This window comes from Ruegeria sp. HKCCD7255, from assembly GCF_013031565.1.
Classification (GTDB): Bacteria; Pseudomonadota; Alphaproteobacteria; order Rhodobacterales; family Rhodobacteraceae; genus Ruegeria.
The window spans coordinates 26971-49403 of the sequence record NZ_WQAG01000007.1; the positions used below are offsets into that span (position 1 = coordinate 26971).

Genomic DNA, 22433 nt, shown 5'->3' on the forward strand with positions numbered 1-22433 from the left:
GTTAACGGAGCCCGTCATGACCAAGATCACCCCGCAACCCGGCATTATGGACATCGCCCTGTATCAGGGCGGCCAGTCGAAACTGTCCGGGGTTGCGCATGTCATCAAGCTCAGCTCGAATGAGAACCCCTTTGGTCCGGGTCCCAAGGCGATTGCGGCGGTGCGCGATAGCGCGGCCAATCTGCATCGTTATCCCAATACTGATCACGCCAGCTTGCGTGAGGCCATCGGGGCACGTCACGGGTTGGATCCGGCTCGGATCATCTGCGGTGTCGGCAGCGACGAGGTGCTGCAATTTGTGGCGCAGGCCTATGCTGGGCCGGGGGATGAGGTGATTTACACCGAGCACGGGTTTTCTATGTACCCGATCATCGCGCGCATGGCCGGGGCGACCCCGGTGATGGTGGCCGAGCGGGAACGGAAGGTTGATGTCGATGCCATTTTGGCTGCGGTTACTGCGCAGACCAAAATTGTTTTTGTGACCAATCCGGGTAATCCAACCTCGACCATGATTTCGGAACCCGAGTTGGAGCGGCTGGCAGATCATCTGCCCGATCACTGCCTTCTGGTGCTGGACGGGGCCTATGCCGAGTTTGTGGATGGGTTCGATGGTGGTGCGGCGCTGGTCGATCGCTACCCCAACGTGATCATGACCCGGACCTTTTCCAAGATATACGGGCTTGGCGGTATGCGTGTCGGTTGGGGCTATGCGTCCCAGGACATCATCGATGTGTTGAACCGAGTGCGCCAGCCTTTCAACCTGTCTCTGACCGCATTGGCTGCAGCCGAAGCAGCGCTTGAGGATCAAGAGTTTCTGACCTTCTGCCAGAGCGAAAACGCACGCTTACGGGTTTGGCTGGCAGAAGAACTGGGCAAGGTCGGGGTGCATTCGGACCCGTCCTGCACCAACTTTATCCTGGCGCGGTTCGCAGATCAGGCCGAGGCTGAAGCCTGCGACGATTATCTGAAAACCCTAGGCATCATCGTGCGTCGCGTCGCCGGGTACAACCTGCCCAATGCGCTGCGGATTACTGTCGGCGACGAAGAGGCGTGCCGACGCGTGGCCAAGGCCATCGCCGAATTCAAAGAGGGCGCAGCATGAGCCAGATCTATGACCGCGTCGCTCTGATAGGGCTGGGGCTGATTGCGTCCTCGATGTTCTGGGCCATCAAGCGTGCGGGCTTGGCGGGCGAAGTGACCGGCTTTGCCCGGTCCTCTGAAACCCGCGACACCGCGCGCCGCATCGGGCTGTGCGACCGGGTTTGCGACACTGCGCAAGACGCAGTTGAGGGTGCCGATCTGGTCGTACTCTGCGTGCCGGTTGGCGCGATGGGCAGTGTTGCCCAAGATATCGCATCGGTGTTGAAACCGGGGGCCACAGTCACGGATGTGGGCTCGGTCAAGCGCCATGTCATTCAGGCCGTTGGGCCGCATATCCCTGAAAGCGTTCATTTTGTGCCCGCTCACCCCTTGGCCGGAACCGAGCATTCGGGGCCGGAATCCGGCTTTGCCGAACTTTTCGACAACCGGTGGTGTCTGATTGTCCCACCTGAAGGGTCGGATCAAGAAGCCGTTGCGCGGCTGCGATCCTTGTGGGAGGGGCTGGGCTCTTTCGTCGATGAGATGGACGCCGACCACCATGATCTGGTGCTGGCTGTTACATCTCATGCCCCACACCTGATCGCCTATACCATGGTTGGGGTGGCAGACGATCTGCGCCGGGTGACCGATAGTGAAGTGATCAAATACTCGGCCGCCGGGTTTCGCGACTTTACGCGGATCGCGGCGTCAGACCCGACCATGTGGCGCGATGTGTTCCTGACGAATAAGGACGCCACGCTGGAGATTCTGGGCCGTTTTACAGAAGAGCTTTTTGCCCTTCAGCGTGCCATTCGAACCGGAGACGGCGAGCAGTTATTCGACTATTTCACCCGCACCCGTGAAATACGGCGTGGCATTATCGACGCCGGGCAGGATACGGATGCACCCGATTTCGGCCGCGGCACAAAGGTTTAGCAGGATGTGGCTTCGAGTCGTTCTGATCGCTGCGTTCAGTGTTCTTGCCACGGCTGCTGCTGCCGAGAAAACCAATCTGCTTTATGCACAGCAAGTGACAGCCGCCGCCGCGCGACCCATCACCATCCCAGACAAGCTATGGCCGCAGATCGAGCCCGATACGCGCGCAGAGCCGATCCTGTTCAAAAAGCGCAAACTGCGCAAAGGGTCTGTCTGTGGAGATATCAATATCCAAGGCAAGCCCGTCGGCAATGTTTCCAGCAAAGTCAAAGCGTGTGGGGTTAAGGACGCGGTCGAGATCACCTCGATCGCGGGCGTGGCCCTCAGTCGACCGTCTGTTATGGAATGTGGCACAGCGATTGCTTTGAACGAATGGGTCGAAGAGACTGTCAAACCCACATTCAAACGGCGCGGGCCAGTGGTCGAGCTGCAAGTGGCGGCCCATTATGCGTGCCGAACGCGCAACAACCGTAAGGGCGCACGGATATCCGAGCATGGTAAGGGGCGGGCCATCGATATTTCAGGTTTCAAAATGGCGGATGGTGAGGTGGTCACGGTACTGAAGGGCTGGCGCAAGAACCCGTCTCAATCGCAACTGATCAAGATCTGGCGCGGGGCATGCGGTCCTTTCGGGACTGTGCTCGGGCCAAATTCAGATCGTTTTCACCGCGACCATTTCCATTTGGATACGGCGCGCTATCGCCGGGGACCATACTGCCGCTAGCGCAGGATCAAGCGCGGTGCGGGGCCCAGAGGCAGGGGGCCAAGCGCGACCAGGCCGTCGCGGAAGTTCAACTGCAGATCCAATGCATTGGGGTTTCCGCCAAGCCCGGCCATGAACCGCAACGCGCGATTCACCGGATCGACAGCCTGATCGGGGATCGCCCCGGCAGCGTTCGCCATGGCGATCATATCGCGCCAATTCTCAGCCTTGATCGCAATCTCTCCGATAGGGATACCTTGCGGGTCAACTTCAAGCGTTCCGGTCGCGAACAGACGCAGCGCGCCCCATTGCGCTTCGGCCAGGCGCAGATCCAACAAGACCGGTTGAGGTCGGCCTTGTTCAATGGCAGACCGATCCCACGCTTTGTCGAATGTGGCTTCGAGGTCCAGTTCCAACGTTTCAAAGGTCTGGGGCAGGGAGGTTGCCGAACGCATCAGGTTGCGCAGATCGACGCCCGGTGTGAACCCGTCAACCTGCGCGGTGATCGTATAGGTCTCGGGCGTGGCGGTCTGTTCCATGGTCAGCCCCAGAGTATCCCCGCCGACGACATCACTGCCATTCTCGGAAATGGTCCAGGCGTCAGAAGTCAGAGACATCTTCTCAAGCACCAAAGCGACACCGGGTTTCAAATGCAGCTCGGCCTGCAAATCCTCGGCCAGAATGGTCGCGGTCTGATCGAAATAGGACAATCGCTGTGCTGTATCGGCGAAACGCAGCATTTGCCGGCCGGGCCAGATCGCGGGGCTTTGGAATTCAATCCAATCCGCGCTCCAGGCCGTGCCGTTGACCGGGTCGGCCAGCGCCGGATTGTCGAGCCGGGTCATGTGGTGGGTTGGATAGCCAGCGGTCGATACGTTCGAGTAATCTGCCTGCCAGCCCAGTTCCTGCTGATTGTCGAACCACGCGGTCAGCGCATTGCGCAAGCCAAGCCCGGCGATGAACCAATAGCCACTCCATGCAACGGCAACCAAAATGAATATGCGGATCAGACTTCGCATCGCAAATGGCCCTTTTTCCTGCGTTGGAATTGATGTTTATAGACGCAAACGGGCAAGGACCAGAGCAATGACGATGTGGGTTTTCGGATATGGATCACTGTTGTGGAACCCGGGCTTTCCGGTGGCACGCACCGAGAAAGCCACGCTGCACGGCTATGCCCGGTCTTTCTGCATGAGTTCGATTCACCATCGCGGCACCGAGGATGAGCCTGGGCTGGTGCTTGCGCTGGATGAACAATCAGGTTCAGCCTGCACTGGTCTGGCCCTGCTGGTCGAGCCGGGCCACGAAGACCGAACGCTGGAAGAGCTGCGTGAACGCGAGTTGATCTCGTCGGCGTATCTGGAACGTATGCTCGACGTGCAACTGGACACAGGCGATGTGGTGAATGCCGTCACATACGTGATCGACCCCGACCACATGCAATATTGCGGCGGTATGCCTCTGGAAGAGCAGGCCCGCATCATCGCCCATGCCGTTGGCGGGCGCGGGCCTAACACGGAATACCTTTTCAATACGGCCCAACATCTGGCCGAGATCGGGCTAAAAGACCCTGATCTTGAGTGGTTGTCGCAACGGGTGCGCACAATCAGCGCATAAACCCTTGGCGTCATCGGTGGAATTTCGATAGATTCGGCCCAGAGCAGGCTAAAGCGGAAAGAACGCGCATGGCGCAGGCACAGCAAGGCGTGAAACCCCATTTCTCGCAACCGATCCGTCAGATCCTTATGATGCTGATTGCACTGGGTTTATCCGGGCTCGGTGTCTTTTTGGCTTTGCCCTATGTCCTGCCGGTATTCGAGGCGAACCCGTATCTGAACGGGTTCATCCTTATGGTTTTCGCAATCGGTGTTCTGGCATGTTTCTTGCAGGTCACACAGCTGATCGGTTCGGTCCGCTGGATCGAAGCCTTTATCGGTGGCTTCGAGCGCCCGGACACACGTCCGCCACAACTTTTGGCGCCGTTGGCGTCGTTGTTGCGGTCGCGTGGCGCACGCTCGCATATCGGTTCCAGCTCGAGCCGGTCGATCCTGGACTCGGTGGCCGAACGGATCGAAGAAGAACGCGAGATCACGCGCTATATCACAAACGTGCTGATTTACCTCGGCCTTTTGGGTACATTCTTTGGTTTGGCGACCACCGTGCCTGCGATCGTGGATACGATCCGCAGTCTGAATCCGCAGGAAGGCGAAGAAGGCCTGGCGGTGTTCAATCGCCTGATGACCGGTCTGGAATCTCAGTTGCAGGGGATGGGCGTCGCCTTTGGATCCTCGCTGCTGGGATTGGCAGGGTCGCTGATTGTCGGTCTGTTGGAACTGTTTGCTGGCCACGGGCAGAACCGGTTTTACCGCGAACTGGAAGAATGGCTGTCGACCATCACACGCGTGGGCTTTGGTGGCTCGGAAGAAGGTGGGGCGGAACTGGCCGTTCTGACACCGGTTCTGGACACCATGGCCGAACAGATGGACGCGCTGCAAGCCATGTTCACGGCGCAAGAGGAAGAGCGCAGTGACGTCTCGGACAAGCTGAGCCAGTTGATCATCGAGATTGGTGACATGAACCGCCGCCAAAGCCAGTCCGAAGGCGTATCTGCCGCGCTGGAACGGGTGGCTTTGGGGCAGGATGCCCTGCTGGATCATATGCGCGAACATGGGGCAGGCGAGGGGCTGGATGCTGAAAGCCGGATGCGCCTGCGGTCGATGGACGTACAATTGCTGCGTATTCTCGAAGAGATCTCGGCCGGTCGCCAGGACAGCATGAATGAGTTGCGCAAGGATTTCGAACTGCTTGTCAAAGCTTTGACCTTGCCGCGCGGGGCCGTGCGGACGCCGCCCGCAGGAGAATAACCCATGGCCCTGTCCCGTCGCACAGGTCAACGGTTTCAGGGCTCGGTCTGGCCCGGTTTCGTGGATGCGATCACCGGCCTTTTGATGGTTCTGACATTTGTGCTGACCATTTTCATGGTTGTGCAATTTGTTCTGCGTGAAACGATTTCCGGGCAGGAAGATGAACTGACGGCTTTGTCGGATGAAGTTGCGGCGCTTGTCGGGGCATTGGGTTTGGAAGAGCGTGAAAACAGCAGATTGGAAGCCCGGCTGGGCGCATTGAATGCGACTCTGGCAGAGACCGAGGACAGCCTTGCTGCAGCACAAGGGCGTATTACGGATTTCGAAACCCAGGTAGCAGCTTTGCTGGCGGATCAGGACCGCGCCCAGGGAGAGATCGCTTCTTTGCAAGCGTTGCGGGATGACCTTCTGTCCCAACAAGACGAACTACTGTCAGAGCAGGATGCGCTGAACCTAGCGCTCGCCCAAAGCCGGCAAGAGATCGACGCTCAGGCCGAAGCGGCGCGCTTGGCTGCGGCCCGGCGAGAGGCGCTTGAAGCGTTGGTGTCCGATCTTGAAACAAGCGGTGCGGATCAGGCGGCTCAGATATCGGATTTGGAAAGGCAACTGTCTGACGAGGAATCCGCTCGTCTGGCCGAAGCGGCAGCGGCTGAAGCTTTGCGCGAACGGTTGTTGAACGCAGATACCGAGTTGACGGCGATGACGCTTGCACTCGAGGCGCAGCGCAAGGAAGCCGAGGAAACCCTGACATTGCTGGCCGCAGCACAAGCCGCGCGGGCTGAGTTGGAACGACAGTTTGGCGAGTTGAACGCCGAAGGGCTGAGAGCTCAACTGCAGGCAGCACTGGATGCTCAAATCGCGGCGCAAGCCGAGGCAGACAGTCAACGCACGCTGGCAGAAGAGCGTGCTGCGCTTTTGGACATCGCACGCGACACACTTTCGGAGGAACAAGAGATTTCGACCGAGGCGCAGCGGCAGGCCGCGCTTTTGAACCAGCAAATGTCTGCTTTGCGCAACCAGTTGGGGTCGTTGCAGGCGCTCCTGGATGACTATGAGGAACGCAATTCAGCGGCCGATATTCAGATCCAGACCTTGGGACAGGACCTGAACGCAGCCCTTGCCCGCGCGGCGTCAGAAGAACGCCGCCGCCGTCTTTTGGAAGAGGCCGAACGCAAGCGGCTTGAGGCCGAGGCCGAAGCTTTGGCGGGGCAGAATCAGAACCTGGCAGAGCAGACCGAGGATCTGCAGCGGTACCGGTCAGAGTTCTTTGGCCGATTGCGGGATGTTCTGGGCGATCAGGAAGGTGTGCGGATCGAAGGCGACCGGTTCGTGTTCTCATCCGAGGTTCTGTTCGATATCGGATCTGCAGAACTGTCCATCGAAGGCCGGCGCGAGGTTGCCAAGGTAGCCAATATCCTGCGCAGCGTGGCCGCCGAAATCCCTGATGGCCTGAACTGGGTGATCCGGGTGGATGGCCATACAGACAATATCCCGCTGGTCAGCACAGGCCGCTACCGCGACAATTGGGAGTTAAGCCAGGGCCGGGCCCTGTCTGTCGTGCGCTATATGGTTGACGCTCTGGGCATCCCACCTGAACGGCTGGCCGCCAACGGATTTGGCGAGTTCCAACCCGTCAACACCGATGATACTCCCGAGGCGCGTGCGCAAAACCGTCGGATCGAGTTGAAGCTGACCGAGCGGTAACCGAGGTCGTCAGGTCAACCCGTGGATTTGCGCGAAGGGGTCGTGAGACTTGTCGGAGTGCCAGCTGTATTCGCACCATTTGGCCACGTCTTCGGCTGCGGCCTGACCACACATCAGAGCAATCGCACCCAGGGCCATGTCCATGCCCGCCGACACGCCGGACGAGGTGAGAAACGACCCATCCTCGACCCATCTTGCCTGCGCGACCCAATCAACATGAGGACCTTGTTCCTTGACCCAGGAATAGGCGGCTTTGTTGGTCGTCGCGCGCCGCCGATCCAGTACACCGGCCTTGGCGAGCAAGGCGCTACCTGTACAGACGCTAAGCGTAAATTCTGCGCTTTCCGAACGTGCAGCAATCCAGTCCAGCAAACGCGAATTTGCAATCTCGCGCCGTGTACCAGCGCCGCCGGGCACAAACAGCACATCATAATGCTGGGCCTCGTCCAGGGACGTTTCCGCAAAGCCTTTCAGCTTTTGATTGCTTTCGACAGGGCCGGTTCGTTCGGCAACAATATCCAACGAGAACGCGTTGGGAAGCAGGCCGAACATCTCCATCGGGCCGTAAAGGTCCAGCAACTCAAACCCCGGAAAAATCAAAGCGCCGATCCTGCGCATGTCAGTCCTCCTTTTTGCGAGACCAAATCAAAACGCCCGCCAACTCGGGTTGACGGGCGTTGAGTTTGTTTGTCGCGTTTCGGTCTAGTCCGCAGTTAGCAGCGGAGGCTTGTTGCCGGACAAACGCGGTTGATCCGGGCCAAGAATCTCCAGATGCAACTCGCCTTTCTTGACGGAAACGCGGACCACGCCGCCTTTGGCCAATTTGCCGAACAAAAGCTCTTCGGCCAGCGGTTTCTTGATATGCTCCTGGATCACGCGGCCCAAGGGGCGGGCGCCCATCTTGTCGTCATACCCTTTATCCGCCAGCCATTCGGCTGCCTTGGGTGTCAGATCGATGGTCACGTTGCGGTCCAGCAATTGCGCTTCAAGCTGCAGGACGAATTTCTCGACCACTTGCAGGATGACCGACTTTGGCAGCGGTGCGAATGAGATCACGGCGTCCAGACGGTTGCGAAATTCCGGGGTGAACATGCGCTCGATTGCGGCAGTATCTTCGCCTTCGCGTCGGTCACGCGCAAAGCCGATGGCGGCCTTGGCCTGTTCCTGCGCGCCCGCGTTCGAGGTCATGATCAGCACCACGTTACGGAAATTCACCGTGCGCCCGTTGTGATCGGTCAGCTCTCCGTGGTCCATCACCTGTAGCAGGATGTTGAACACATCCGGGTGTGCTTTCTCGATCTCATCCAGCAGCAACACGCAATGCGGATGCTGGTCGACGCCATCAGTCAGAAGCCCGCCCTGATCAAACCCGACATAACCCGGAGGTGCGCCGATCAAGCGGCTGACCGCGTGCTTCTCCATGTATTCCGACATGTCAAAGCGCAGCAGTTCCACACCCAGCGTATCCGCCAACTGTTTGGCCACTTCGGTCTTGCCGACACCGGTTGGACCCGCGAACAGATAGTTGCCGATGGGTTTTTCAGGCTCGCGCAGACCGGCACGTGCCAGTTTGATGGCGCTCGACAGCGCCTCGATGGCTTCGTCCTGACCAAACACCACCCGCTTCAGCGAAGTTTCCAGGTCTTTCAGAACCTCGGCATCGTCCTTAGTGACGTTTTTCGGCGGAATGCGCGCGATTTTGGCCACCACGGCCTCGATCTCTTTCACTCCGATGGTCTTGCGACGTTTGCTTTCGGCCAGCAGATGCTGCGCAGCACCCGCCTCGTCAATCACATCAATCGCCTTGTCGGGTAATTTGCGGTCATTGATGTAGCGCGCCGCCAATTCAACTGCGGTTTTGATCGCATCAGCCGTGTATTTGATGGCGTGATGTTCCTCGAAATAGGGCTTCAGACCGCGCAGGATTTTGACGCTGTCTTCGACCGAAGGCTCGTTCACGTCGATCTTTTGGAACCGGCGGCTCAGCGCGCGGTCTTTTTCAAAGTGCTGACGGAATTCCTTATAGGTCGTCGAGCCCATGGTGCGCAGCTTGCCGCCCTGCAAAGCAGGTTTCAGCAGGTTTGAGGCGTCCATGGCACCGCCAGAGGTGGCACCAGCGCCAATCACTGTGTGAATCTCGTCGATGAAAAGCACCGCATCGGGGTGATCTTCCAACTCGGTCACAACAGCTTTGAGGCGTTCCTCAAAATCACCGCGATAGCGGGTGCCTGCCAAGAGAGCGCCCATATCTAGTGAGTAGATTGTGGTGTTCGACAGCACATCAGGCGCTTCACCTGCGACGATCTTATGGGCAAGTCCTTCCGCGATGGCGGTTTTACCGACACCCGGATCACCCACCAGCAGCGGGTTGTTCTTGCGGCGGCGGCACAGCACCTGAATGCAGCGCTCAACCTCATCGGCGCGACCGATCAAAGGATCGACATCACCGGCGCGCGACTTTGCATTCAGATCGACGCAATACTTGCCCAGAGCACTTTCTTTTTGCTCGCCTTCGCCACCACCTGACGCTTGAGCTTCTTCTTCAACCTCATCGGCGCCGGTGACAGGGCGGTTTTCCCCAAATGCTGGATCTTTGGCGACGCCATGGGCAATGAAATTCACCGCATCGTACCGCGTCATATCCTGATCCTGCAGGAAATAGGCCGCGTTGCTCTCCCGTTCGGCGAAGATCGCGACCAACACGTTGGCGCCTGTCACTTCGGTCCGACCAGAGCTTTGAACATGGATGGCCGCACGCTGAATGACGCGCTGGAAGGCGGCTGTGGGTACAGCCTCGGATCCATCAATATCGGTGACGAGGTTTGACAGATCCTCGTCAATGAATTCGACCAATGTGCTACGCAACTCATCCAAATCTACGCTGCAGGCTTTCATGACGCGCACCGCGTCGGGCTCTTCCAACAGCGCTAGAAGCAGATGTTCCAGCGTAGCGAATTCGTGACGCCGTTCATTCGCAGCCGCCAGGGCCGCGTGAATGGCTTGTTCGAGTGTGCTCGAGAATGAAGGCACGTGTGTGCTCCTCTACCTTGGGTCGGAAGGGGCGGCTTCAGGCCGGATCCCCATCCCAACCATGTCCTCATACTATTAGAGTTTGGTTGATCGGAGCCGAGCTTCAAGGGTTTTCTTTCACTTGACAGTCACATTTGTCGTGACCGTGGCGTGTATTGCCTGATTTTTTCCCTTAAAACCGATCCTTTCGGGCGCGAATTTCGGCAAAGACTGACGTCGGGTCGCTTTTTTCCATCCCCAAATGCTTAAGAATCGCCGGGTCCGTGGCCCGAAGAAACGGGTTTGTCGCCTTTTCCAGCCCAAGTTTCGAAGGGACCGTGGGTTGCCCTGCGGCGCGTGCGGCCTCAATTTGCGCGATACGGTCCCGAAGATCTGCGTTGTCCGGGTCGATGGTCGCCGCGAATTTTGCGTTGGACTGCGTATATTCGTGCCCAGAACACACGATTGTTTCATCCGGTAGCGTGGCCAACTTGCTGAGAGAGTCCCACATCTGCGCGGGTGTTCCTTCAAACAATCGACCGCAGCCCAATGCCATGAGGCTATCGGCTGTGAACACGGCAGAGCTTTGCGGCATATAATAAGCCACGTGACCGACGGTGTGGCCGGATACGTCGAACACTTCGACCGGCTCTCCGCCAACGTCGAACCGATCACCTTCGGCAACCTGCACGTCCAAAGGTGGTAGGCGATGGGCGTCTGCCGCAGCGCCGACCACCTTTGCAGGGTGCTCTGCCAAAATGGCTTGCAGCCCGTCAACGTGATCCCAATGGTGATGAGTCAGCAATACGTGGCTCAGCGTCCATCCGCGGCGGTTCAACTCGGCCAGAATGGGCGCGGCCTCGGGCGCATCGATCAAAGCTGTATCTCCGGTGACAGCGTCATGGGCAACAAACGCGTAATTGTCGCTGAGACAGGGGATTGTAACGATTTCAAGAGGCATGGTCTTTTGCCCTTTCATTGCTAGACTACGCGCAGCTAAGCCGATTGACCGAGTGCCCGCAATGCATCTTGATGTGCAAGACCTCAGAAACTTTTACTATCGCAGCACGCTGGGCCGTGCGGCGCAAGCGGCGATCAGGGGGCGCGTGACCGACCTGTGGCCCGAGGCCAAGGGGCAAACCGTTGCAGGGTTCGGATTTGCTGTGCCGTTGCTGCGGCCTTATCTGGCCCAGTCGCGCCGCGTGATCGGATTGATGCCCGGCCCGCAAGGGGTCATGCCCTGGCCTGCGGGGATGCCAAATGTCTCGGTTCTGACCGAAGAGACAATGTGGCCTATCGAGACAGGTCATATCGACAAGCTGATCGTCATGCACGGGCTTGAGACATCCGAGCGCCCGAAACAACTGCTCGACGAATGTTGGCGGGTGCTGGGCCCGGGGGGGCGAGCCTTGTTCATTGTACCCAATCGTACCGGGCTTTGGTCGCGTTCGGATCGCACACCGTTCGGGTTTGGCCGTCCTTATTCGACCTCGCAATTGGAAAGCCAGCTGCGCGCGCATCATTTTGTCCCGGAAAGCCATTGTTCGGCCCTTTACAGACCTCCGTCCTTTCGCCGGTTCTGGCTCAAGTCTGGCAGCCTGATCGAAAAGACCGGCCAGCGCATTCCAACTGTGATGGCAGGAGGCGTGCTGATGGTCGAGGTCACCAAACAGATCCGTCCGGCAGGCGGCAGTGTGACCAAGGATTCGGCCAAACGCCCGATCAAGGCGCTGGACGGGTTGTTGAAACCCGCCTGACCGCAGAAGCCTCAGATTTAGGCAAAAATCGCGGAAAAAATGCCTCAGGAATCGCAAAAAACTACAGTTTGGTAACATTTTTCTCCAGGTTCACCCGGTCAAAAGGGTCGCACTTTTGTTAAGTAGCTGAAATCAAACATTTTGTGGATAAGGCACAACCCGTGATAATATATTGCGAGCTTGGTTCGGCTCTGCTACATCCCCGGTGATTTTGATCCCCGGCCTGTCAGGACGGGGTTTCTTCACGCCCCCGATTAGCTGCCACACGCGAATTCGGGGCCCAAAGTATCGGAAGGGTGGACGTGTCCGAACCAGCTTCGATTTCCACAGGCATCGCCGAGCGCTATGCCACCGCGATCTTTGAGATCGCCAAAGAGAATAATGACCTTTCAGGTCTGGAAACCGGCATCAACGATCTGGCAACCGCACTGGGTGAAAGCGCCGAGTTGCGCGACCTGATCGCCTCGCCTCTGGTCTCCCGTGCCGAACAAGAAGGCGCGATCACCGCTATTGCCGACAAGATGGGTCTGCATGCCATTCTGCGCAACACGCTGGGTCTGATGGCGCAAAAACGCCGCCTGTTCGTGGTCCCGCAGCTGGTGCAGGTTCTGCGCAACATGCTGGCGGATGAGCGCGGCGAAGTGACCGCTGATGTCGCCTCGGCCAAGGCGCTGACCAAGACACAAATGGAAAAACTGTCCAAAACGCTGTCCGAGCGTGTGGGCAAGACCGTGACAATCAATGCGACCGTGGATGAAAGCCTCATTGGCGGTCTTGTCGTTAAAGTGGGCTCGAAGATGATCGACAGTTCGATCCGCTCGAAGCTCAACTCCCTACAGAATGCAATGAAAGAGGTCGGATAAATGGGAATCCAAGCTGCAGAGATTTCTGCAATCCTGAAGGACCAGATCAAGAATTTTGGTCAGGAAGCCGAAGTGGCCGAGATCGGCCGCGTGCTGAGCGTCGGTGACGGGATTGCCCGTGTATACGGCCTGGACAACGTGCAAGCCGGTGAGATGGTCGAATTCCCCGGCGGCATCATGGGCATGGCGCTGAACCTGGAAAGCGACAACGTGGGTGTCGTTATCTTCGGCTCCGACCGTGACATCAAAGAAGGTGACACCGTAAAGCGTACCAACTCGATCGTGGACGTTCCGATCGGTGACGAGCTGCTGGGCCGCGTTGTTGACGGCCTGGGCAACCCGCTGGACGGCAAAGGCCCGATCAACGCCACCAAGCGTGGTGTTGCGGACGTTAAGGCACCGGGCATCATTCCGCGTAAATCGGTACACGAGCCGATGGCGACCGGCCTGAAATCGGTCGACGCGATGATCCCAATCGGCCGTGGTCAGCGGGAACTGATCATTGGTGACCGTCAGACCGGTAAAACCGCCGTGGCGCTGGACACCATCCTGAACCAGAAGGTCTATAACGAGGCCGCTGGCGACGACGAGTCGAAAAAACTCTACTGCGTTTACGTGGCTGTTGGACAAAAGCGTTCGACCGTTGCTCAGCTGGTGAAGAAACTGGAAGAATCGGGTGCGATTGAATATTCGATCGTTGTGGCCGCAACCGCGTCCGACCCGGCGCCGATGCAGTTCCTGGCACCCTATGCCGCGACCGCGATGGCCGAGTACTTCCGTGACAATGGCCGCCACGCGCTGATCATCTATGATGACTTGTCGAAACAAGCTGTGTCCTATCGTCAGATGTCGCTGCTGCTGCGCCGTCCGCCCGGACGCGAAGCTTATCCGGGTGACGTTTTCTACCTCCACTCCCGTCTGCTGGAGCGTTCGGCGAAGCTGAACGAAGACTTTGGTGCAGGCTCGCTGACCGCTTTGCCGGTTATCGAAACCCAAGGTGGCGACGTTTCGGCCTTTATTCCGACCAACGTTATCTCGATCACCGACGGTCAGATCTTCCTGGAAACCGAGCTGTTCTATCAGGGCATCCGTCCTGCTGTGAATACCGGTCTGTCGGTTTCGCGTGTGGGCTCTTCTGCTCAGACCGATGCGATGAAATCGGTTGCTGGTCCGGTTAAGCTGGAACTGGCGCAGTACCGCGAAATGGCGGCCTTTGCGCAGTTTGGTTCCGACCTTGATGCCGCTACTCAGCAGTTGCTGAACCGCGGTGCGCGTCTGACCGAGCTGATGAAACAGCCTCAGTACTCGCCGCTGACCAACGCCGAGATCGTCTGCGTTATCTTCGCGGGCACCAACGGCTACCTCGACAAGATCGACGTGTCGGACGTTGGCCGGTACGAGGCCGGTCTGCTGGCGCATCTGCGTGGCAAGCACGCCGACCTGCTGAAGTGGATCACCGACGAAGATCCCAAGATCAAAGGGGACGCGTCCGACAAGATCAAGGCAGCGATCGACGAATTTGCCGCGACCTTCGCTTGATAGGGGGTTCCGATGCCTAGTCTGAAGGACCTTAAAAACAGGATCGAGTCGGTCAAATCGACCCGCAAGATCACCAAGGCCATGCAGATGGTCGCGGCCGCAAAACTGCGCCGCGCCCAGGAATCTGCCGAAGCCTCGCGCCCTTATGCCGAACGGTTCAATGCCGTGATGGCAGGGTTGGCGGCATCGGTCGGGAGTAGCGACAGCGCTCCCAAGCTGCTCCGGGGTACCGGCAGCGAAGATGTGCATCTGCTGGTTGTCATGACAGCCGAACGCGGCCTTTGCGGCGGCTTCAATGCGAACATCGCCAAACTTGCGCGCGCCAAGGCCGAAGAGCTGAAAGCCGCGGGCAAGACGGTCAAGGTTCTGACCGTCGGCAAGAAAGGCCGGGACGCGCTCAAGCGTGACTTTGCCGATCTGTTCGTTGGGCATATCGACCTGAGCGAGGTCAAGCGTATCGGCTATGCCAATGCGCAGGACATCGCCAAAGACATCCTGTCTCGCTTTGACGGGGCTGAGTTTGACGTTGCCACGATCTTCTATTCGAAGTTCGTCAACGTTGTGACCCAGATCCCCACGGCGCAGCAAATCATCCCTGCCTCGTTCGAGGACGATGCGGCGGGTGACGACAGCGGTGCCATTTTCGACTATGAGCCCAGCGAAGAGGCCATCTTGGCCGACCTGCTGCCCAAGGGGGTTGCCACTGCGATCTTCTCGGCTCTGCTTGAAAACGGAGCGTCTGAACAGGGTGCACGGATGTCCGCAATGGACAACGCGACACGCAACGCGGGTGAGATGATCGACAAGCTGACGATCCAGTTCAACCGCTCGCGTCAGGCCGTGATCACCAACGAGCTGATTGAAATTATTTCCGGCGCCGAAGCGCTGTAGAGACATACCGGAGACGAAACATGGCGAATGCAAAAGGCAAAGTCACTCAGATCATCGGGGCCGTCGTTGACGTGCAGTTCGAAGATCAGCTGCCTGAAATTCTGAACGCGCTGGAAACCACCAACAACGGCAAGCGCCTTGTGTTGGAAGTTGCTCAGCACCTGGGTGAAAACACCGTCCGTACCATCGCGATGGACGCGACCGAAGGTCTGGTCCGTGGCGAAGCGGTCACCGACACCGGCTCACCGATTTCGGTGCCGGTTGGTAACGCGACCCTGGGCCGCATCCTGAACGTTGTCGGCGAGCCGATTGACGAAAAAGGCGACGTGAAGTCGTCGGAAACCCGAGCGATCCACCAGCCCGCGCCCGCGTTCGACGAGCAGTCGACCGAGTCGGAAATCCTGGTGACCGGCATCAAGGTTGTGGACCTGCTGGCTCCCTACGCCAAAGGCGGTAAGATTGGCCTCTTTGGCGGTGCGGGCGTTGGCAAAACCGTTCTGATCATGGAACTGATCAACAACATCGCAAAAGTGCACTCGGGTTTCTCGGTGTTTGCGGGTGTTGGCGAACGGACCCGTGAAGGCAACGACTTGTATCACGAGATGATCGAATCGAACGTGATCAAGCCGGACAATCTGGAAGAATCGCAGGTTGCCCTAGTTTACGGTCAGATGAACGAACCTCCGGGAGCGCGCGCGCGTGTTGCTCTGACCGGTCTGACACTGGCCGAGCAGTTCCGCGACCAGTCTGGGACCGACGTTCTGTTCTTCGTCGACAACATCTTCCGCTTTACACAGGCGGGTTCCGAGGTTTCGGCTCTGCTGGGTCGTATTCCTTCGGCTGTGGGCTATCAGCCGACACTCGCCACCGACATGGGCGCTCTGCAGGAACGCATCACCTCGACCAAATCGGGCTCGATCACTTCGGTGCAAGCGATCTATGTTCCTGCCGACGACTTGACCGATCCCGCGCCGGCAACATCGTTCGCACACTTGGATGCAACCACCGTTCTGAACCGTGCGATCTCGGAAAAGGGTATCTACCCTGCGGTTGACCCGCTCGACTCGTCGTCGCGTCTGCTGGACCCGGCCATCGTTGGTGAAGAGCATTACGCGGTTGCGACCGACGTTCAGCAGATCCTCCAGCGCTACAAGTCGCTGCAGGACATCATCGCCATCCTCGGCATGGACGAACTGTCGGAAGAAGACAAACTGACCGTTGCTCGCGCGCGTAAGATCGAACGCTTCCTGTCTCAGCCGTTCGACGTGGCCGAAGTCTTTACCGGTTCGCCGGGCGTTCAGGTGCCTCTGGACGTGACCATCGCATCGTTCAAAGCTGTTGTGGCTGGCGAATACGATCACCTGCCCGAGGCGGCCTTCCTGATGGTCGGCGGCATCGACGAAGTGATCGCCAAAGCGGAAAAGATGGCCGCAGAAGCCGCCTAAGGAGTATCCCTGATGGCAAACACAATGCAATTTGACCTGGTCAGCCCCGAGCGGAGCCTTGCTTCGCTTGAGGCCACTGCGGTCCAAATACCCGGCGCGGACGGGGACATGACGGCGATGCCCGATCATGCCCCCACCATCACCACGCTGCGTCCGGGTCTGCTGAAGGTCGAGGCCCCCACAGGCGCCAGCGAGTATCTGGTTACCGGCGGGTTTGCTCAGATCAACGGCGACAGCATGTCGGTTCTGGCTGAAAAGGCCATTCCGGTGGCCGAAGTGACCCGCGCGCATCTGGATGACCTGATTGCAGAAGCCCGTGCCTCGCACGAGGCCGCCAAGGACGGCGATGATCAGACAATCGTGGATGAGGCGGCCAAGCTGCTGGCGGATATGGAAGCCCTTGGCACCCATATGAGCCTGTAGAACGGTCTACATTCCGAGATTTGGACGGCCTCGCTTTGCAGCGGGGCCGTTTTTTGTCGTGCTTTTGCCCAAAAGCCAGAGTAAGTAGAACATATTCAACAAAACAGATGGAAGTATGAAGAAATTTCTAACTCACCCCATCGGCATTGATCAGGGCGAAGTGGTGCTGTTTTCCGAATTTGGAAACGGTGGCGAGATGTGGACCGGTGAAGGCCCCCGAGAGCGGCGCACCGAGATCCAATTTGCCGAACGGTTCCGATCGCCACCAGTTGTTCAGCTTGGTATTTCCCTGTGGGATGTTGACAATTCATCTGCCCTGCGCGCCGAGGTGACGACGTCGGATATTACCTGTGGCGGCTTTGTCGCCGTTTTCCGTACATGGTCCGATACCCGCATTGCCCGTATCCGCGTGGCCTGGATCGCCATGGGCGAGGTTGCGCACGCGGATGATTGGCAGATCTCCTAATTCCGGTTCAAAGTTGATTGAGACGGAAGATCAGGCGTCTTGAACCTCGATCATGTCCACGCGGGTCGCATGTCGGCCACCTTCGAACTCGGCCCCCAGAAACGCATCTACAATGTCCAGAGCGGTTCCTTCGCCCACCACCCTCGCACCAATCGCAAGCATGTTGGCATTGTTGTGCTGGCGGATCATCCGAGCAGAGAAGGTATCAGAACAGACACCACAGCGGATGCCGGGCACTTTGTTCGCGGCCATCATGATACCTTGCCCGGTGCCGCAGAGGATGATCCCCAAAGTGCAGTCCCCAGAGGCGACTGCCTCAGCAGCGGCCTTGCCGTGGATCGGGTAATGGGTGCTTTCTGGTGTTTTGGGGCCGATATCCACGACCTCCCAGCCTTGGGCCAAGATATGGTCGGCGACGGCCTGGCGCAAATCGATGGCGGCGTGGTCGCTGGAAAGAACAATGCGTTTGGGGGCGGTCACGGAAAGCTCCTGCCTTGTTGGTATCACAAAAAAAGGACGACCGAAGGTCGCCCGTTCTAATCAGTCCATATGGTACATAGACTCGTAGATCGGCGTCAGGGTCTTATCCTCAAAGAGTGAGGACACTGAGGTGCCGTTCCATATGTTCAGGATCGCCTGTGTAAAGATCGGGGCAGTCGGAACAATGCGGATATTTTTCGCAGCTGCGACCTCTTTCGTGGGCTGGATCGTATCCGTCAGCACAAGAGATTTCATCACCGAATTGGTCACGCGCTCGACCGCTGGGCCGCTCATGACACCGTGGGTTATATAGGAATGTACTTCTCTAGCGCCGTTATCCATCAGAACCTGGGCCGCTTTGCACAGTGTTCCAGCGGTGTCGCACATATCGTCCACGATCAGGCAGATCTTATCCTGTACCTCACCGATCACCGTCATCTCGGCCACTTCACCGGCTTTCTCACGGCGCTTGTCGACAATCGATAGAGGGGCGTTGATGCGCTTGGCCAATTCGCGCGCGCGGGCGACGCCACCCACATCGGGTGACACCACCATGATCTCGTCCAGTTGATCCTTGAACTGGGTTTTCACATCCAGCGCAAAGATGGGCGAGGCATAGAGGTTGTCCACGGGGATATCAAAAAAGCCCTGAATCTGTGCGGCGTGCAGGTCCATTGTCAGGACCCTCTCGATCCCTGCACCAACCAGCATATTCGCGACAAGCTTGGCGCTGATGGGTGTTCGGGCCTTGGTGCGGCGGTCCTGACGGGCGTAGCCGAAATAGGGGATCACGGCCGTGATACGCTGCGCGGATGATCGGCGCAGAGCATCAGCGATGATCAGCAATTCCATAAGGTTGTCATTGGCCGGGTTCGATGTGGGCTGGATGATGAACATATCCTCACCCCGCACGTTCTCGAACACTTCGACAAAGATCTCACCGTCATTGAACCGCTCGACCCGGGCATCGACCAGGCCCTGATCCACGCCGCGATACAGGCTCATTCGGCGGGCAATGGTTTTGGCAAGCGGAAGGTTTGCGTTCCCAGCGATAAGCTTGGGTTCGTTGAGTGTCGGCATCGGCTGATTTTCCCCGGGCAGCAAGAGCAATGTGACAGATTCGTGATGTTGACACCGCTTAGCATGGCCTTACCGTCGCGCAAAGGTAACGCAGCGGAGAAAGTGAATATGACCCAGATCGACTACTTTTTTGCGACACTCTCGCCCTATGCCTATCTGGCTGGGACACGGCTTGAGGATGTGGCGGCAAAACACGGGGCGACGATAAATTACAAGCCTCTGGATATCATGGGACTGTTCGCGCGGACCGGGGGGACGCCACCCAAGGATCGCCACATCTCGCGCGTTGAATACCGGGCGCAGGAATTGCTGCGTCAGTCCAGCAAACTTGGGATGGACTTCAACTTGAAACCTGCCCATTGGCCGACCAATGCGGCCCCGTCCTCTTATGCAATCATTGCGGCTGCTCAGGACGGGTCAGGGAATGTTGGTCAACTGTGCCATTCGTTTTTGCGCGCCGTTTGGGCCGAGGAAAAGGACATTGCCGAAGACGAGGTTGTGCGTGATTGCCTCGAGAAAGCAGGGTTCGATCCAAGCCTGGCCGATAGCGGGCTGCTGACCGGGGCCGAGACCTATGCCGCCAATCTCGAAGAAGCCGTTGAGCGCGGTGTGTTCGGAGCACCGTTCTATATCACACCCGACGATCAACGGTTCTGGGGACAGGACCGGCTTGAGGATCTGGACCGCCATCTGGCGACTTTGAAATAGGGGTTCGCCCCTATCTGGCCCTTTACAGAAGGGCCAGAAACCGGTCGATCTCTTCGGGTTTGATCGACCAGTCGCAGACCAGCCGACAGGTCAAAAGTTCATCCTCATCGGATCCTTCCAGGTTGGACCCCCACAGGTGATAGGCAACGCCAGCATCGTGCAGACGCCTGTGCTGCTTGCGCGGCAGGTTGGCAAAGATCATATTGGCCTGTGGTTCATGAGCAAAACTGGCGCCCGCGGCCCGCAGCCCATCAGCCAAGCGCGCGCAATTGTCGTTGGCTTGCCGGGCCGAGCGCAACCACAGATCGTCGCGCAAATAGGCCGCCATCTGCGCCGACAAGTACCGGTGCTTGGAAAACAGATGGGCCCCGCGCTTGCGACGCAGCTCGAACTCCAGGGCTTTCTGGGCATCGAACAGGATCACCGCCTCGACCCCCATCAAACCGTTTTTGGTGCCGCCAAAGCTGACCACATCAACGCCTGCCTTCCACGTCATTTCCGCGGGTGAACAGTTCAGGGCAACCAGCGCATTGGTAAAGCGTGCACCGTCCAGATGGACAGGCAGATCAAACTCTTTGGCGACCGCGCACAGGGCTCGCAGCTCTTGCAAGGAATAGACCGAACCCCGCTCGGTCACCTGTGTGATCGACACCGGACCACGCTGCGGGCCATGCACGCCTCGAGTTTCTTCATTCTCGATCGCCTGGCGCAGCGCTTCGGGGGCCATCTTGTCGCCACCGGGGACCAGGGTCAGCTTGGCCCCGCTGTAGAACTCGGGCGCGTTGCACTCATCTTCCTGGATATGGGCCATCGGCGCGCAAAAGATCGTCTCCCATGGTTGCGACAGTGTCGCCAGCGCCAGGGCATTTGCCGCAGTGCCCGTTGCCACCAGATAAACCGCTGCCTCGGGTGCTTCAAAGATGTCACGGATGCGGTCACGTACCTCGTCCATCAACGTGTCGGCCCCATAGGCCATCTGATAGCCCTCATTGGCCTCGGCCAAAACGGCAAGAACTTCGGGATGAACCGGCCCGGAATTGTCAGAGGCGAAATGCATTACAATGGCTCCTCGATGATGTGGTCTTCCCACTCTTCCATGGGGGTTTCAAACTCTGACACCGTGCGCCCTTGCACCGAGACACCTGCGGCATGCACGCTGTCCGGTGTACCGGATATCAACGGATGCCAGTCGTAAAGAGGTTTTTCTTCCCACAACAGGCGATAGGCACAGGTCTGCGGCAGCCAATAGGCATGCTGGTCAATATTCTGCGGTGTCATGACGATACAATCCGGCACAAATTGATGCCGAATGTCATATTGGGTGCAGCGGCAGCTCTCGTCATCCAGCAGGCGACAGGCCACGCAGGTCAACGCAACTTCGCCCGTGTCCTCGTCTTCCAGCTTGTTCAAACAGCATTTGCCGCATCCATCACACAGCGCTTCCCACTCGTGCTGGTTCATTTTCTGAAGTGGCTTGCGCTCCCAAAACTTTGGCGACAGCCCGGAGCGATCAATCGGATCGACGCTCATACAGCCGCCAAAATCTCGCGCGCTTTCGCGCAATCCGCGTCCATCTGAGCGATCAGCCCGTCAAGACCATCAAAGGTCAGTTCCGGCCGCAGGTATTGGACAAGTCCTACGGACAGGGTCGCGCCGTATAAGTCACCCGAGAAATCAAAAAGGAAGGTTTCGATATTTGGCAGTTCACCATCGAACATAGGGCGGGTCCCAATCGACGAGGCGCCGCAATAGCTGCCTTTGTGCGGACCATCCAGAACATCAACCAAAGTGGCATAGACCCCGAATTTAGGAGGATGCAGCCCTTCGATTGACATATTGGCGGTGGGATAGCCCAGTTCGCGCCCCCGCTGTTCGCCGCCGATCACTTCACCTTCGATCCGATGCCAATGCCCCAGCATCTCGGCCGCATCTCGGGGACGTCCGTCGCTCAGCGCGGTGCGTATAGCAGTCGAGGACACCACATGTTCTGACTTTTCCATCAACGGTGCAATCGTGACGCCAAAGCCCATCTCTTGCCCAAAGCGCTGCATGTCGCTGGCTGTGCCTGACCGACCTTTGCCAAAGCAGAAATCGGCCCCCACAACCACATGGGACAGGCCTAAGCCCTTGTGGATCACATTCCGTGCAAATTCTTCCGGCGTCAGTCCGGCCAGCGCCGCGTTGAAGGGCAGCTCATAGAGCTTTTCAACGCCCAGCTTTTCCAATCGATGCGCGCGCGTCGCACTGCGCATCAACCGAAACGCAGCGGCGTCCGGTGCAAAGTATTCGCGTGGATGAGGCTCAAATGTCAGAACGCCCAACGCATGGTCCGGGGCCGCAGACCGGGCCAGTTCAATAACCGATTGGTGACCCAGATGGACGCCATCAAAATTCCCGATGGCTACGCTGGCGCCCCGGTTTTCAGGTTCAACGAATTGGAAATCCCGAATGATCTGCATGACGCTTGCCTAGCGGGAGTTCCAAG

Annotated in this window: 23 protein-coding genes; 14 read left to right on the plus strand and 9 right to left on the minus strand. The window is 58.3% G+C overall.

Going from position 1 to position 22433, the window contains the following annotated elements; translation table 11 throughout:
* Positions 1–16 precede the first annotated feature (16 nt).
* Genes hisC through GOX45_RS13755 form a run of 3 tightly spaced genes read left to right on the plus strand, consistent with a single transcriptional unit; the run spans position 17 to position 2740 of the window.
* Positions 17–1102 (plus strand): histidinol-phosphate transaminase, encoded by a 1086-nt coding sequence (hisC, locus tag GOX45_RS13745; RefSeq protein WP_171101731.1) that lies wholly within the window; start codon positions 17–19, stop codon positions 1100–1102.
* Positions 1099–2016, plus strand: a complete 918-nt coding sequence (locus GOX45_RS13750) for a prephenate/arogenate dehydrogenase family protein (RefSeq protein ID WP_171101732.1) — start codon at positions 1099–1101, stop codon at positions 2014–2016. Before hisC ends, GOX45_RS13750 begins: the two co-directional genes overlap by 4 nt.
* Positions 2017–2020: 4 nt before the next feature.
* Complete coding sequence (locus GOX45_RS13755) at positions 2021–2740, plus strand: extensin family protein (protein ID WP_254446026.1); 720 nt, start codon at positions 2021–2023, stop codon at positions 2738–2740.
* Here GOX45_RS13755 and GOX45_RS13760 read toward each other — a convergent pair.
* A complete protein-coding gene (locus GOX45_RS13760; RefSeq protein WP_171101734.1) occupies positions 2737–3738 on the minus strand; it encodes a DUF2125 domain-containing protein in 1002 nt (333 codons plus the stop codon). The genes GOX45_RS13755 and GOX45_RS13760 overlap by 4 nt on opposite strands.
* Before the next feature lie 67 nt (positions 3739–3805).
* Between GOX45_RS13760 and GOX45_RS13765 the strand changes: the two genes are divergently transcribed.
* From GOX45_RS13765 to GOX45_RS13775, 3 genes are all read left to right on the plus strand, one after another.
* Positions 3806–4336, plus strand: a complete 531-nt coding sequence (locus tag GOX45_RS13765) for a gamma-glutamylcyclotransferase (RefSeq protein WP_171101735.1) — start codon at positions 3806–3808, stop codon at positions 4334–4336.
* 68 nt (positions 4337–4404) lie between these two features.
* A complete protein-coding gene (locus GOX45_RS13770; RefSeq protein ID WP_171101736.1) occupies positions 4405–5583 on the plus strand; it encodes a biopolymer transporter ExbB in 1179 nt (392 codons plus the stop codon).
* Between the two features lie 3 nt (positions 5584–5586).
* Complete coding sequence (locus tag GOX45_RS13775) at positions 5587–7287, plus strand: peptidoglycan -binding protein (protein ID WP_171101737.1); 1701 nt, start codon at positions 5587–5589, stop codon at positions 7285–7287.
* A gap of 9 nt (positions 7288–7296) precedes the next feature.
* Here the strand turns inward: GOX45_RS13775 and GOX45_RS13780 are convergent, their stop codons facing one another.
* The 3 genes from GOX45_RS13780 to gloB all read right to left on the minus strand — a co-directional run bounded on the left by GOX45_RS13780 (position 7297) and on the right by gloB (position 11257).
* Positions 7297–7905: a DJ-1/PfpI family protein gene (locus GOX45_RS13780; RefSeq protein ID WP_171101738.1), complete on the minus strand. Its 609-nt coding sequence runs from the start codon at positions 7903–7905 to the stop codon at positions 7297–7299.
* Positions 7906–7989: 84 nt separating this feature from the next.
* Positions 7990–10317 carry an ATP-dependent Clp protease ATP-binding subunit ClpA gene (gene clpA, locus GOX45_RS13785; protein WP_171101739.1) on the minus strand — a complete coding sequence of 776 codons (2328 nt, stop codon included), beginning with the start codon at positions 10315–10317 and terminating at the stop codon, positions 7990–7992.
* Positions 10318–10489: 172 nt separating this feature from the next.
* Positions 10490–11257, minus strand: coding sequence for a hydroxyacylglutathione hydrolase (gene gloB / locus GOX45_RS13790; protein WP_171101740.1), 768 nt, complete (start codon positions 11255–11257; stop codon positions 10490–10492).
* Between the two features lie 61 nt (positions 11258–11318).
* Here gloB and GOX45_RS13795 point away from each other — a divergent pair, with 61 nt between their 5' ends.
* The 7 genes from GOX45_RS13795 (at position 11319) to GOX45_RS13825 (ending at position 17680) form a co-directional block, all read left to right on the plus strand.
* On the plus strand, positions 11319–12053 hold the full coding sequence (locus GOX45_RS13795; protein ID WP_171101741.1) for a class I SAM-dependent methyltransferase: 735 nt from the start codon (positions 11319–11321) through the stop codon (positions 12051–12053).
* Positions 12054–12355: 302 nt separating this feature from the next.
* A complete protein-coding gene (locus tag GOX45_RS13800) occupies positions 12356–12916 on the plus strand; it encodes a F0F1 ATP synthase subunit delta (RefSeq protein ID WP_171101742.1) in 561 nt (186 codons plus the stop codon).
* Positions 12917–14455 carry a F0F1 ATP synthase subunit alpha gene (gene atpA / locus GOX45_RS13805; protein ID WP_171101743.1) on the plus strand — a complete coding sequence of 513 codons (1539 nt, stop codon included), beginning with the start codon at positions 12917–12919 and terminating at the stop codon, positions 14453–14455. It begins immediately after the preceding gene.
* A gap of 12 nt (positions 14456–14467) precedes the next feature.
* On the plus strand, positions 14468–15346 hold the full coding sequence (locus tag GOX45_RS13810) for a F0F1 ATP synthase subunit gamma (RefSeq protein WP_171101744.1): 879 nt from the start codon (positions 14468–14470) through the stop codon (positions 15344–15346).
* A 20-nt stretch (positions 15347–15366) separates the two neighbouring features.
* Positions 15367–16791: a F0F1 ATP synthase subunit beta gene (atpD, locus tag GOX45_RS13815; protein ID WP_171101745.1), complete on the plus strand. Its 1425-nt coding sequence runs from the start codon at positions 15367–15369 to the stop codon at positions 16789–16791.
* Positions 16792–16803: 12 nt separating this feature from the next.
* Positions 16804–17214 carry a F0F1 ATP synthase subunit epsilon gene (locus GOX45_RS13820; protein WP_171101746.1) on the plus strand — a complete coding sequence of 137 codons (411 nt, stop codon included), beginning with the start codon at positions 16804–16806 and terminating at the stop codon, positions 17212–17214.
* Positions 17215–17329: 115 nt separating this feature from the next.
* On the plus strand, positions 17330–17680 hold the full coding sequence (locus tag GOX45_RS13825) for an H-type lectin domain-containing protein (RefSeq protein ID WP_171101747.1): 351 nt from the start codon (positions 17330–17332) through the stop codon (positions 17678–17680).
* 30 nt (positions 17681–17710) lie between these two features.
* Here the strand turns inward: GOX45_RS13825 and rpiB are convergent, their stop codons facing one another.
* The gene (rpiB, locus tag GOX45_RS13830; RefSeq protein WP_171101748.1) at positions 17711–18160 is read right to left on the minus strand and encodes a ribose 5-phosphate isomerase B; all 450 of its coding nucleotides are present in this window, start codon (positions 18158–18160) and stop codon (positions 17711–17713) included.
* A gap of 60 nt (positions 18161–18220) precedes the next feature.
* Entirely contained in the window at positions 18221–19240 is a 1020-nt protein-coding gene (locus tag GOX45_RS13835) for a ribose-phosphate pyrophosphokinase (protein ID WP_171101749.1), read from the minus strand.
* Between the two features lie 108 nt (positions 19241–19348).
* Here GOX45_RS13835 and GOX45_RS13840 point away from each other — a divergent pair, with 108 nt between their 5' ends.
* Positions 19349–19948 (plus strand): 2-hydroxychromene-2-carboxylate isomerase, encoded by a 600-nt coding sequence (locus GOX45_RS13840; RefSeq protein ID WP_171101750.1) that lies wholly within the window; start codon positions 19349–19351, stop codon positions 19946–19948.
* Positions 19949–19970: 22 nt separating this feature from the next.
* On the opposite strand, the gene GOX45_RS13845 is transcribed toward GOX45_RS13840, so the two are convergent.
* The 3 genes from GOX45_RS13845 to GOX45_RS13855 are packed head-to-tail and all read right to left on the minus strand — an operon-like array spanning position 19971 to position 22407.
* Entirely contained in the window at positions 19971–21005 is a 1035-nt protein-coding gene (locus GOX45_RS13845; protein ID WP_171101751.1) for a low specificity L-threonine aldolase, read from the minus strand.
* Positions 21005–21478 (minus strand): YcgN family cysteine cluster protein, encoded by a 474-nt coding sequence (locus tag GOX45_RS13850; RefSeq protein ID WP_171101752.1) that lies wholly within the window; start codon positions 21476–21478, stop codon positions 21005–21007. The genes GOX45_RS13845 and GOX45_RS13850 overlap by 1 nt, the downstream gene beginning before the upstream one ends.
* Positions 21475–22407, minus strand: a complete 933-nt coding sequence (locus GOX45_RS13855) for a bifunctional riboflavin kinase/FAD synthetase (RefSeq protein WP_171101753.1) — start codon at positions 22405–22407, stop codon at positions 21475–21477. The genes GOX45_RS13850 and GOX45_RS13855 overlap by 4 nt, the downstream gene beginning before the upstream one ends.
* Positions 22408–22433 lie beyond the last annotated feature (26 nt).